This is a genomic window from Pectobacterium brasiliense, from assembly GCF_016950255.1.
Classification (GTDB): Bacteria; Pseudomonadota; Gammaproteobacteria; order Enterobacterales; family Enterobacteriaceae; genus Pectobacterium; species Pectobacterium brasiliense.
Genome location: NZ_JACGFN010000001.1, coordinates 2,787,693 through 2,800,788, shown reverse-complemented (window position 1 = coordinate 2,800,788; position 13,096 = coordinate 2,787,693). Strand labels below are relative to the sequence as shown.

The following is a 13,096-nucleotide window of genomic DNA, read 5'->3' as shown; positions in this document are numbered from 1 at the left end:
TTCTCATCCGGCGCGGCAAGCGCGCCGGATAGGGCGAACGGACAAGGAACGTCGAGCTAAGCTTTTCGAAGGGCTACATTTTTCGAAAGACTATTTTTTCAAAGGGCTATGTTTTAAAAGGATTATATTTTACAAGGACTAGGCTTTGCGAAACTCGCGGTTATCGATGCTCTGTCTGACCTGTTTATTCAACATATTCAGCAACAGCATCGAGCGGGCTTCGCCGTCAGGCTCGGTGTAGATAGCCTGAAGACCAGAGAAAATACCGTCGGTAATGACCACGCTATCGCCGGGCTGTGGCGTCAGTGGGTCAATGATTCCCTGAACAGGGCGAAGTGACAATTCATCGATAACCTGCTGCGGAATGGTAGCGGGCAGTGCACCGAATCGCACAAAGTTGCTCACCCCGCGCGTCGCGCTGATGGTGGTGGTGTGGATGCGTTCGGGGTCGAACTCCACAAACAGGTAGTTCGGGAACAGCGGTTCACACACTTCCGTTCGTTTACCACGAACGATCTTATCCAGCGTGATCATCGGGCTCACGCAGGTGACATCCTGACGTTCCAGATGCTCTTTCGCACGCAGCAGTTGACCACGTTTACAATACAGTAAGTACCAAGCTTCCATAATTTCGCAGACTTATGATTCCGACGAGCAAGCATAACAAAAGCGAGCACGGATAAAAAATTTTCGGCAGATATTTTTGTTACCACATTTTGGCGATCGGAGTCTTGATAGTGAGCAGATTCTTACTATAAATAGGCGTTGCAGGAAGCGACAGGTTGGCGAAGAGACTTTATAATAGCCAGAACGATAGACTGCCCCCGATGAATAGCATGAAATACCGTGACTTACGCGAATTCCTCTCGCTGCTGGAAGAGAGAGGGGAGTTGAAACGCATTACCCAGCCCATCGATCCCTACCTTGAAATGACGGAAATTGCCGACCGAACGCTGCGTGCGGAAGGCCCTGCGCTCCTGTTTGAGAACCCCAAAGGCTATGACATGCCGGTGCTGTGCAATTTATTTGGCACGCCGAAACGTGTTGCATTGGGAATGGGGCAGGAAGACGTCAGCGCATTGCGTGAGGTGGGCAAGCTGCTGGCGTTTCTGAAAGAGCCGGAGCCGCCCAAGGGGTTCCGCGATCTGGTGGATAAAATGCCGAAGTTCCGTCAGGTACTGAATATGCCGACGAAGCGTCTGTCTTCTGCGCCGTGTCAGGAACAGATTTGGCGGGGGGATGATGTTGACCTGCGCCGGATTCCGGTGATGCAGTGCTGGCCGGAAGATGCTGCTCCGCTGATTACCTGGGGGCTCACCGTAACGCGCGGGCCGCATAAAGAGCGGCAGAATCTGGGGATCTATCGCCAGCAGGTACTGGGTAAAAACAAACTGATCATGCGCTGGCTATCTCATCGCGGCGGCGCATTGGATTTCCAGGAATGGTGTCAGGAAAATCCGGGGCAGCGCTTTCCGGTGTCTGTCGCATTGGGCGCTGACCCCGCGACGATCCTCGGTGCGGTGACGCCTGTCCCTGATACGCTATCAGAATATGCTTTTGCGGGTTTGCTGCGCGGGCATAAGACCGAAGTGGTGAAGTGTCTGTCGAACGATTTGGAAGTTCCCGCCAGTGCGGAAATTGTTCTGGAAGGCTATATTGAACCCGGAGAAATGGCAGCGGAAGGGCCTTATGGTGACCATACCGGCTATTACAATGAAGTCGATCACTTCCCGGTCTTTACCGTCACGCATATTACTCAGCGCCAGAATGCCATTTATCACTCGACTTACACCGGCCGGCCACCGGACGAACCTGCTGTTTTGGGCGTGGCGTTGAACGAAGTTTTCGTGCCGATCCTGCAAAAGCAGTTTCCTGAGATTGTTGATTTTTATTTGCCACCGGAGGGTTGCTCTTACCGTCTGGCGGTCGTTACCATGAAGAAACAGTACCCTGGCCATGCTAAACGCGTCATGATGGGCGTTTGGTCTTTTTTACGCCAGTTCATGTATACGAAATTTGTCATTGTCTGCGATGATGACGTTAATGCGCGTGACTGGAACGACGTCATATGGGCGATCACGACGCGTATGGATCCGGCGCGCGATACGGTATTAGTAGAAAATACGCCGATAGATTACCTTGATTTTGCCTCGCCGGTTTCTGGTCTTGGATCCAAAATGGGTCTGGACGCCACCAATAAATGGCCTGGCGAGACGCAGCGCGAGTGGGGACATCCCATCAAGAAAGACCCACAGGTTTGTGCCCGCATTGATGAAATATGGGATGAACTGGCCATTTTTAGTGACAGAGAGCCCCAGCGTTAACGGCTGCTGCTCTGTTCTCAGTTTTGCTTTTATGACCCTATAGAGGGAATGCATGACAACATTGAGCTGTAAAGTGACTTCGGTCGAAGCCATAACCGATACGGTCTATCGTGTGCGTTTGTTACCTGAAGCGCCGTTTTCCTTTCGGGCTGGCCAGTATTTGATGGTGGTGATGGGCGATCGAGATAAACGTCCTTTTTCACTGGCATCGACCCCGATGGATAAAAACTTTATTGAGTTGCACATTGGGGCGTCCGAGCTGAATCTTTACGCGATGGCCGTGATGGAACGCATCCATAAGGAAAAATCCCTGACGGTCGATATCCCGCACGGCGAAGCCTGGCTGCGGGAAGAGAGTACGCGCCCCTTGGTGTTGATTGCGGGCGGAACCGGATTTTCGTATGTGCGTTCTATTCTGCTGACCGCACTGGCGCAGCAACCCGAGCGTGATATCGCTATTTACTGGGGTGGACGTGAATCCCAGCATCTGTATGACTTAACCGAGCTTGAAGGCTTTGCGGCCAAGCACCCGAATCTGCGCGTAGTGCCGGTAGTCGAGCAGCCGGAAGCAGGATGGGATGGCAGAACGGGAACAGTCCTGAGTGCGGTATTACAGGATTACGGCTCACTGGCAGAGCAGGATATCTATATTGCTGGTCGCTTTGAAATGGCGAAAATTGCACGTGAGCGTTTTTGTAACGAGCGCGGTGCGCTGACAGCGCATATGTTCAGCGATGCGTTTTCGTTTATTTAAAGCAGTCGATAGCAGAAAGACATAAGCAGCAAAATAAAAATCCCACGGCTGTGGGATTTTTGGTTTCTAGTCGTGCTCTGGCAGAGCTTTTCTGTGTTTAGACGCGCTCAAATACCGTCGCAATGCCTTGTCCCAGCCCGATGCACATCGTCGCCACGCCAAACTGAGCGTCGCGGCCTTCCATCAGATTAATCAACGTGGTAGAGATGCGTGCGCCTGAGCAACCGAGCGGGTGCCCCAGCGCAATCGCGCCGCCATTGAGATTGACCTTTTCATCCAACTGTTCCAGCAGCCCCAGATCTTTAATGCAGGGTAGCGTCTGGGCGGCGAATGCTTCATTCAGTTCAAAGATACCGATATCGGCCAGACTGAGCCCTGCCCGTTTCAATGCCAGTTTAGTCGCGGGGACGGGGCCGTAACCCATGATCGAAGGATCGCAGCCAACGACGGCCATCGCCCGAATGCGAGCCCGTACCGGTAAGCCTAATGATGCCGCGCGGGATTCGCTCATGATCAACATGGCTGCGGCACCATCGGATAGCGCCGAGGACGATGCGGCTGTCACCGTACCGTTAACCGGATCGAATGCCGGTTTGAGTGCGGCCAGGCTATCGACGGTGGTGTCTGGACGAATGACCTCATCATAATCGAAGCGTTGCAACGCACCGTCTGCATCATGGCCCGCCGTGGGGATGATTTCATGACGAAACGCTCCTGACTGGGTGGCGCTGTGGGCACGCTGGTGCGAACGTGCGGCGAACTGGTCCTGCATCTCACGACCAATATTGTGCATACGCGCCAGCATCTCAGCTGTCAGTCCCATCATACCCGCAGCTTTAGCCGTGATGCGGCTTAGCCCCGGATGAAAATCGACGCCATGATTCATCGGCACATGCCCCATATGCTCAACGCCGCCAATTAAGCAGACATGTGCGTCGCCCACCATAATGGCACGGGCGGCATCGTGGAGCGCCTGCATGGAGGAACCGCACAGCCGATTAACCGTGGTCGCAGGGACATTCATCGGAATTTCTGCCAGCAAAGCGGCATTACGGGCGACGTTGAAGCCTTGCTCCAGCGTCTGTTGCACACATCCCCAATAGATATCATCGATCTCACGGGCGTCCAGCGCCGCGTTACGGCTCAGCAGGCTACGCATCAGGTGTGCAGACAGGTCTTCGGCTCTCACCTGACGGAAAGCGCCGCCTTTGGATCGCCCCATCGGCGTACGTACGGCATCAACAATTACTACCTTTTCCATATTTCCTGTCCTCATGCCGGTTGACCGTAAGAAACGTCCGCGTGTGGCGCGACCGACGGATAATAGCCTTCATTGCTTTTGGCTTTTTGCTGCAAGCCGTCAGGCACCTGATAGATGGCGCCGAGGTGCGCCAGCTGTTGCGCCATCTCGACATAACGTTCGCTACCCAAGGTATCCAGATAGCGGCAGGCTCCGCCGTGGAAGGGAGGGAAACCTAACCCATATACCAGCGCCATGTCCGCTTCGGCGGGGCTGGCGACGATATCTTCTTCCAGACAGCGAGCGACTTCATTAATCATCGGGATCATCATGCGGGCGATAATCTCTTCTGCGCTGAACGCTTTTTTCGGCTGGCTGATGTCCTGAAGGATCGCATCTACAGCCTCATCCTGTTCTTTACGCAGTTTTCCCTTGCTATCGGTTTGATAACGGTAGAAGCCGTGACCATTCTTTTGCCCGAAACGCTGGTGTTCAAACAGCACATCAATCGCATCGCGATAGTCTTTCGCCATGCGCTGTGGGAAGCCCTCAGCCATCACGGCCTGAGCATGGTGAGCGGTATCAATACCGACAACGTCCAGCAGATAGGCCGGGCCCATCGGCCAACCGAATTTTTTCTCCATGACATTATCGATATCGCGGAAATCGGCACCGTCTCTGAGCAATAGGCTAAACGCAGCAAAATAGGGGAACAGCACCCGATTCACGAAGAATCCAGGGCAGTCGTTCACGACAATTGGCGTTTTGCCCATCTTGCTGGCGTAAGCCACCACGCTGGCGATGGTGTTGTCGCTGGTTTGAGGGCCGCGAATGATTTCGACCAGCGGCATGCGGTGTACCGGGTTGAAGAAGTGCATACCACAGAAGTTTTGCGGTCGTTTTAGCGATGCAGCCAGTGAAGCGATTGGGATCGTTGAGGTATTCGAGGCCAGAATCGTATTCTCACTCACGTGCGATTCGGTTTCTGCCAACACGCTGGCTTTGATTTTCGGGTTCTCAACCACGGCCTCAACCACGATGTCGGTGCGCTCGAATCCGGCGTAATCCAGCGTTGGCTGAATACTGGCCAGAATCGTCGCCATTTTCATTCCGTCCAGCTTGCCTCGTTCCATCTGCTTATTCAGGAGCTTGGCTGCTTCATTCATCCCCAGCGCGAGCGGCTTCTCGTTGATATCTTTCATCCGAATCGGCACGCCTTTGAACGCAGATTGATAGGCAATGCCGCCGCCCATAATGCCTGCCCCTAGCACGGCGACCTGCTGCGGTACGGATGTTTCGCCAACCAGCTTCTTCGCTTTGCTTTTAACATACTGATCGTTGAGGAAAATGCCGACGAGTGCGCGGGCTTCATTGGAACGCGCCAGTTGAACGAAGTGCTGCGTCTCAAGCTGCAATGCGTCATCGCGTGTCATGGTCGCGGCAGCTTCGATGGTTTTTACCGCTAGCATCGGTGCCGGATAGTGCTTGCCCGCAGTTTGTAGCACCATCGCTTTGGCGGTGGTAAAGCTCATCATGGCTTCGATCTTATTGAGCTTCAGCGGTTCAAGTTTCGGACGTCGGTAAGCCTGCCAGTCCAGTGAGCCATTAATCGCCTGTTTCAACATCTTGATGGCGGCGTGAACCAGCTTGTCATTGGCGACAACGGCTTGCACTAGTCCCACTTTTAAAGCATCGGCTGCACCGATGTCTTTGCCTGCGGCGATAATCTCCAGCGCGCTGTCCGCGCCCAGCAGGCGTGGCAGCCTGACCGTGCCGCCAAAGCCCGGCATGATCCCCAGTTTGGTCTCAGGCAGCCCGATGCGTGCATCTGTCGTCGCTAAACGAAAGTCGGTTGCCAGCACACATTCACATCCGCCGCCCAACGCATAGCTATTAATGGCAGACAGCGTGGGAACGGGCAGATCCTCAAGGCGGCTGAAAATGTTGTTGGCGAAGACAAGCCATTCATGCAGCTTTTCGGCCGGGGCGGCAAAAAGGGAAAGGAATTCTGTGATATCGGCACCGACAATAAATGCCGGTTTGTCAGAACGTAGCAGTAAGCCCTTCAGGTTTGGCTGTTCCGCCAGAGCGTCCAACGCTTTACCCAGGCTGGCAACCGTGCGGGTATCTAGCTTGTTTACGGAGCCAGGGGCAGAAAATACCAGCTCGGCAATGCCGTCCTCAAGCCAGTTAAGGTAGAGGGATTCACCTTGATAAAGCATGTTTATCTCCGCTGTTTGTGTGAGTGATCTGGTATGACCAGATAATCGAATTGTGGTTTTAATGTTAACGTTTTGCAAACGAGAGATTAATTTTTTGCCGAATCGATCACAAAGCACCGGACGCTGCCCTCGGGGAATGCCTGTGTTAAAATGGAGAGATCATGTCGTGACGTACAAGGATACTCATGGAAAAGCTGGCTTCTTTATATCATCACCATCTGGCTACGCTGCAAGCGCGTGCTCAGGCGGTTTTAGCGCGCCATCAGCTTGACGCATTACTGATTCACTCTGGTGAGCTGTTGACCGTTTTTCTGGACGATCACGACTATCCTTTTAAAGTTAACCCGCAATTTAAAGCCTGGGTGCCCGTCACGCAGGTGCCGAACTGCTGGCTATGGGTTGACGGCGTTAACCCGCCAAAACTGTGGTTCTACTCGCCGGTGGATTACTGGCATAACGTTGCACCGGTTCCCGAGAGTTTTTGGACTGAAGACATCGATATTACCGTGCTACGGAATGCTGATGATATTGGGCAACTGCTTCCATCGCCGCGCGAACGTGTTGCCTACATCGGCTATGCCCCGCAGCGTGCGCAGGATTTGGGGATTCGTGCAGAAAATATTAACCCTCAGGGCGTGCTGGATTATCTACACTACCATCGGGCTTATAAAACGGATTACGAGCTGGCCTGCATGCGTGAAGCGCAGAAGACCGCCGTTGTCGGTCACCGGGCGGCGCATGAAGCGTTCCTGTCCGGGATGAGCGAATTCGATATTAACCTAGCGTATCTGACGGCCACTGGTCATCGTGATATCGATGTCCCTTACGGTAATATCATCGCGCTAAATGAACATGCCGCAGTGTTGCACTATACCCAGCTCGATCATCAGGTGCCTTCCGATGTCCGTAGCTTCCTGATTGATGCGGGTGCCGAATATAACGGCTATGCCGCCGATCTGACGCGTACCTATTCTGCGCAGAGCGATGGCGCGTTTGGCTCGCTGATTAAAGATCTCAATCAGGAAATGCTGTCATTGATTGATACCGTTCAGGCGGGAGTGCGCTATACCGATTACCATATTCAGATGCATCAGCGGATTGCGAAGCTACTGAAATCACATCAACTGGTGCGGGACATCAGCGAAGAGGCCATGGTGGAGCAGGGGCTGACATCGCCTTTCCTGCCGCACGGTCTTGGCCACCCGCTGGGCTTGCAGGTGCATGATGTCGCCGGATTTATGCAAGACGATCGCGGCACACATCTGGCAGCACCGTCGCAGCATCCTTATCTGCGTTGTACTCGTGTGCTTGAACCCGGCATGGTCATGACGATCGAACCGGGCATCTACTTCATCGAATCCTTACTCGCTCCGTGGCGTGAGGGCGAATTGAGTCAGCACTTTGACTGGCAAAAAATCGATGCGTTGAAACCGTTTGGTGGTATCCGTATTGAGGATAATATTGTCATTCATGACGGGCGTGTGGAGAACATGACCCGCGACCTGAATCTGGCCTGATGCAAGCGTACCCCATTCCTGCTGCGCCAGTGAGCTTCAGCGAGGAAATCAAGAAAAGCCGCTTTACGACGATCCTGGCGGCAACGCCGGGAATCGACGCGGCAAAAGCGTTTATCCAGCATGTCAGAGAAGAGCATGCTTCGGCGGGTCACCACTGCTGGGCGTTTGTTGCGGGTGCACCTGACGATTCCCAGCAGCTTGGTTTTTCTGACGATGGTGAGCCTTCCGGCACGGCGGGTAAGCCGATGCTGTCGCAACTGATGGGAAGCGGTATCGGTGAGATTACGGCTGTGGTCGTACGCTACTATGGCGGAATCCCGCTGGGCACGGGTGGATTAGTGAAGGCTTATGGCGGTGGCGTTCAGCAAGCGCTGAAGCTGCTATCGCTGCAAGAGAAAGTATTGCAAAAAGAGTATGGCTTACAATGTGACTATGCACTGTTGCCCCAGGTGGAATCCCTGATCTTCCAACTTGGTGGAAAAGTTCTGCATAGTGAGTATGGCGTGGAAGTCGTATTGCGGTTCTCTATCCCCGTTAGGGGAACCGAGGAGGCGGCAATGAAATTGCGTGATTTAAGCCGCGGCGCGTTGCATTTATTGCCGGTTCCATAATAATCCCAGCGCTTTTTATGAATCATTAAGGAATTCCCTGCGATGCACTTGCGCGCCATAACTCGTATTGTCGGCCAGTTGGTTATCCTGTTTTCCGGGACAATGGTTATTCCCGGACTGGTGGCGTTAATTTACCGCGATGGCGCAGGCCGAGCGTTTACGCAGACATTTATTGTCGCGCTGGCGATTGGCATCATGCTGTGGTTACCAAACCGCAAACAGAAGCATGAATTGAAATCTCGCGAAGGGTTTCTGATCGTTGTTCTCTTCTGGACGGTGCTGGGAAGCGTTGGTGCGCTGCCTTTCCTGTTTGCTGAACATCCTAATCTGGGCGTAACGGATGCTTTTTTCGAATCGTTCTCTGGCCTAACGACAACGGGTGCCACTACGCTGGTCGGGCTGGATTCACTGCCTAAAGCCATCCTGTTTTATCGACAAATGCTGCAATGGTTTGGTGGGATGGGGATCATCGTACTCGCGGTTGCCATCCTGCCGATTCTTGGTGTTGGTGGGATGCAGCTTTATCGCGCGGAGATGCCGGGGCCGTTGAAGGAAAACAAAATGCGCCCGCGTATTGCCGATACGGCAAAAACGCTGTGGCTGATTTATCTCTTACTTACCATCGCTTGCGCTGTCGCGCTTTGGCTGGCGGGTATGCCGATATTCGATGCGATTGGCCACAGCTTCTCTACGGTGTCCGTCGGAGGATTCTCTACCCACGATGCCAGTATCGGCTACTTCAATAGTCCAACGATCAACACCATCATCGCGATATTCCTGCTGATTTCCGGCTGTAACTTTGGCTTGCACTTTGCCCTGCTGAGCGGTCGCAGCCTGAAGGTATACTGGCGTGACCCGGAATTCCGCATGTTCATCTTTGTTCAACTGTCGCTGGTGGCCGTGTGTACGATTGTCCTGTGGTTCCACCACGTTTATGACAGCGGGATGCAGACGATCAACCAGGCGTTTTTCCAGGTTGTCTCTATGGCGACAACGGCAGGGTTTACGACAGACAGTATCGCATCGTGGCCGCTTTTCCTGCCGGTTTTGCTTCTGTGTTCTGCGTTTATTGGCGGGTGTGCGGGCTCAACCGGGGGCGGCTTGAAAGTGATTCGTATCCTGCTGCTTTTCTTACAAGGGTCGCGTGAGCTTAAGCGGTTAGTGCATCCGAATGCGGTTTATACGATTAAGCTGGGTCATCGGGCGTTGCCTGAACGCATCCTTGAAGCCGTGTGGGGATTCTTCTCCGCGTATGCGCTGGTTTTTATTGTCAGTATGCTGGCCGTCATTGCGACAGGTGTTGATGATTTCTCCGCGTTTGCGGCGGTCGCGGCCACATTGAATAACCTGGGGCCGGGGCTGGGCGTTGTCGCTGAGAATTTTACCTCGATGAATGATACGGCGAAATGGATTCTGATACTGACGATGCTGTTTGGTCGTTTGGAAGTCTTCACGCTTTTAGTGCTGTTTACGCCAACTTTCTGGCGGGAATAGTCCCCATAAGGATAAAGAACAATGAAAGCATTGATCGTGTTTTCGAGTCGGGATGGGCAAACAAGAGCGATTGCCTCCTATATTGCAAATACGCTGAAAGGAACCCTAGAGTGCGATGTTGTTAACGTACTCAATGCGAATGATATCGATCTGAGCCAATACGATCAGGTCTTGATTGGGGCATCAATTCGATACGGACGCTTTCATCCTGCGGTAAATCAATTTATCCATAAGCATCTGACTTCTCTACAGCAGCTACCCAGCGCATTCTTCTCCGTGAACCTCACTGCGCGTAAGCCAGAAAAGCGCACAATACAAACCAATGCCTATACGCGTAAATTTCTGCTGAATTCTCCCTGGCAGCCGGATTTGTGCTGCGTGTTTGCTGGCGCTCTACGCTACCCACGCTACCGCTGGTTTGATCGGATAATGATTCAACTCATTATGCGTATCACTGGGGGGGAAACAGACAGCACTAAAGAGATTGAATATACAGACTGGCAGCAGGTTTCCCGTTTCGCTCAGGATTTCGCTCAATTAGCGGCGAAAAATCCGGCATAACGGCGTCTTTTAATGCGCTTTGCTGAAAAAATCCCCACTCGGTCATTTTTTTGCATTTAGCACTTGTCAGTGGCCGAGAAGTCCCTATAATGCGCCTCCACTGACACGGCAACAGCGACACGCAGTTGTGGTGACAGGAAAAAGATTCACCGAAGGCGGTCAGTAATGACTTGACTTCACAGCGGAAAAGCATAGTATATGCAGCCCGCGCCACCGATGAAGTGGCACTGCTCTTTAACAATTTAATCAGACAATCTGTGTGGGCACTCACAAGACCGTATCTTAACGATATAAAAAAGTCTTGAAGAGTGAACAACAGTAAATTCATTACGAATAAACAGTTTTAATTCTTTGAGCATCGCTGACGAGTTCAGCAAATCAAACAAATCTTAAATTGAAGAGTTTGATCATGGCTCAGATTGAACGCTGGCGGCAGGCCTAACACATGCAAGTCGAGCGGTAGCACAGAAGAGCTTGCTCTTTGGGTGACGAGCGGCGGACGGGTGAGTAATGTCTGGGAAACTGCCTGATGGAGGGGGATAACTACTGGAAACGGTAGCTAATACCGCATAACCTCGCAAGAGCAAAGAGGGGGACCTTAGGGCCTCTCGCCATCAGATGTGCCCAGATGGGATTAGCTAGTAGGTGAGGTAATGGCTCACCTAGGCGACGATCCCTAGCTGGTCTGAGAGGATGACCAGCCACACTGGAACTGAGACACGGTCCAGACTCCTACGGGAGGCAGCAGTGGGGAATATTGCACAATGGGCGCAAGCCTGATGCAGCCATGCCGCGTGTGTGAAGAAGGCCTTCGGGTTGTAAAGCACTTTCAGCGGGGAGGAAGGCAGTAAGGTTAATAACCTTATTGATTGACGTTACCCGCAGAAGAAGCACCGGCTAACTCCGTGCCAGCAGCCGCGGTAATACGGAGGGTGCAAGCGTTAATCGGAATGACTGGGCGTAAAGCGCACGCAGGCGGTCTGTTAAGTTGGATGTGAAATCCCCGGGCTTAACCTGGGAACTGCATTCAAAACTGACAGGCTAGAGTCTTGTAGAGGGGGGTAGAATTCCAGGTGTAGCGGTGAAATGCGTAGAGATCTGGAGGAATACCGGTGGCGAAGGCGGCCCCCTGGACAAAGACTGACGCTCAGGTGCGAAAGCGTGGGGAGCAAACAGGATTAGATACCCTGGTAGTCCACGCTGTAAACGATGTCGATTTGGAGGTTGTGCCCTTGAGGCGTGGCTTCCGGAGCTAACGCGTTAAATCGACCGCCTGGGGAGTACGGCCGCAAGGTTAAAACTCAAATGAATTGACGGGGGCCCGCACAAGCGGTGGAGCATGTGGTTTAATTCGATGCAACGCGAAGAACCTTACCTACTCTTGACATCCACAGAATTCGGCAGAGATGCCTTAGTGCCTTCGGGAACTGTGAGACAGGTGCTGCATGGCTGTCGTCAGCTCGTGTTGTGAAATGTTGGGTTAAGTCCCGCAACGAGCGCAACCCTTATCCTTTGTTGCCAGCGATTCGGTCGGGAACTCAAAGGAGACTGCCGGTGATAAACCGGAGGAAGGTGGGGATGACGTCAAGTCATCATGGCCCTTACGAGTAGGGCTACACACGTGCTACAATGGCGTATACAAAGAGAAGCGACCTCGCGAGAGCAAGCGGACCTCATAAAGTACGTCGTAGTCCGGATTGGAGTCTGCAACTCGACTCCATGAAGTCGGAATCGCTAGTAATCGTAGATCAGAATGCTACGGTGAATACGTTCCCGGGCCTTGTACACACCGCCCGTCACACCATGGGAGTGGGTTGCAAAAGAAGTAGGTAGCTTAACCTTCGGGAGGGCGCTTACCACTTTGTGATTCATGACTGGGGTGAAGTCGTAACAAGGTAACCGTAGGGGAACCTGCGGTTGGATCACCTCCTTACCAAGAAGATGTGTGTTGCGTGAAGTGCTCACACAGATTGTCTGATGAAAATACTGAGCAAGCGCACCTGTTGATGTCATGAGTGTAGACTCATGCTGACGCGAGCGTGCCGGGTTTATGACCTGGTGCGGATTTTTCGTGTCCCCATCGTCTAGAGGCCTAGGACACTGCCCTTTCACGGCTGTAACAGGGGTTCGAATCCCCTTGGGGACGCCAATCCGATAATGAGTGAAAGACATTATCACGAATATCTTAAAGATGATTCTTCGGAGTCATGTTTACGATATTGCTCTTTAACAATCTGGAACAAGCTGAAAATTGAAACATGACAGCTGAACATTGATGACTGCCTTCGGGCGGGTCATGATGAATCAGCCTGTCAATGAGTCTCTCAAATAATCGCAGCGCGATGATGAATCAATCGAAACATCTTCGGGTTG

9 protein-coding genes, 1 tRNA gene and 1 rRNA gene are annotated in these 13,096 nt (G+C 52.7%); 8 read left to right on the top strand and 3 right to left on the bottom strand.

Going from position 1 to position 13,096, the window contains the following annotated elements; genetic code table 11:
• Positions 1-138: 138 nt before the first annotated feature.
• Positions 139-627, bottom strand: a complete 489-nt coding sequence (gene rfaH, locus H4F65_RS12415; protein ID WP_010283819.1) for a transcription/translation regulatory transformer protein RfaH — start codon at positions 625-627, stop codon at positions 139-141.
• A gap of 200 nt (positions 628-827) precedes the next feature.
• Between rfaH and ubiD the strand changes: the two genes are divergently transcribed.
• Complete coding sequence (gene ubiD / locus H4F65_RS12410) at positions 828-2,324, top strand: 4-hydroxy-3-polyprenylbenzoate decarboxylase (RefSeq protein WP_010283822.1); 1,497 nt, start codon at positions 828-830, stop codon at positions 2,322-2,324.
• A 52-nt stretch (positions 2,325-2,376) separates the two neighbouring features.
• Entirely contained in the window at positions 2,377-3,078 is a 702-nt protein-coding gene (gene fre, locus H4F65_RS12405; RefSeq protein WP_010283824.1) for an NAD(P)H-flavin reductase, read from the top strand.
• A 97-nt stretch (positions 3,079-3,175) separates the two neighbouring features.
• On the opposite strand, the gene fadA is transcribed toward fre, so the two are convergent.
• Together fadA and fadB are read right to left on the bottom strand one after the other, a co-directional pair.
• A complete protein-coding gene (gene fadA / locus H4F65_RS12400) occupies positions 3,176-4,339 on the bottom strand; it encodes an acetyl-CoA C-acyltransferase FadA (RefSeq protein ID WP_010283826.1) in 1,164 nt (387 codons plus the stop codon).
• Positions 4,340-4,350: 11 nt separating this feature from the next.
• On the bottom strand, positions 4,351-6,540 hold the full coding sequence (gene fadB, locus H4F65_RS12395) for a fatty acid oxidation complex subunit alpha FadB (RefSeq protein WP_010283827.1): 2,190 nt from the start codon (positions 6,538-6,540) through the stop codon (positions 4,351-4,353).
• 185 nt (positions 6,541-6,725) lie between these two features.
• Between fadB and pepQ the strand changes: the two genes are divergently transcribed.
• The 6 genes from pepQ to H4F65_RS12365 all read left to right on the top strand — a co-directional run bounded on the left by pepQ (position 6,726) and on the right by H4F65_RS12365 (position 12,872).
• The gene (pepQ, locus tag H4F65_RS12390) at positions 6,726-8,057 is read left to right on the top strand and encodes a Xaa-Pro dipeptidase (RefSeq protein ID WP_010283829.1); all 1,332 of its coding nucleotides are present in this window, start codon (positions 6,726-6,728) and stop codon (positions 8,055-8,057) included.
• Positions 8,057-8,668 (top strand): IMPACT family protein, encoded by a 612-nt coding sequence (locus tag H4F65_RS12385; RefSeq protein WP_010283832.1) that lies wholly within the window; start codon positions 8,057-8,059, stop codon positions 8,666-8,668. Before pepQ ends, H4F65_RS12385 begins: the two co-directional genes overlap by 1 nt.
• Before the next feature lie 42 nt (positions 8,669-8,710).
• A complete protein-coding gene (gene trkH / locus H4F65_RS12380) occupies positions 8,711-10,162 on the top strand; it encodes a Trk system potassium transporter TrkH (RefSeq protein ID WP_005973457.1) in 1,452 nt (483 codons plus the stop codon).
• A 21-nt stretch (positions 10,163-10,183) separates the two neighbouring features.
• Positions 10,184-10,723, top strand: a complete 540-nt coding sequence (hemG, locus tag H4F65_RS12375) for a menaquinone-dependent protoporphyrinogen IX dehydrogenase (RefSeq protein WP_010283834.1) — start codon at positions 10,184-10,186, stop codon at positions 10,721-10,723.
• A gap of 391 nt (positions 10,724-11,114) precedes the next feature.
• Positions 11,115-12,656 (top strand): 16S ribosomal RNA (locus H4F65_RS12370).
• Between the two features lie 140 nt (positions 12,657-12,796).
• A tRNA-Glu gene (locus tag H4F65_RS12365) sits at positions 12,797-12,872 on the top strand.
• The last annotated feature ends 224 nt before the right edge of the window (positions 12,873-13,096 follow it).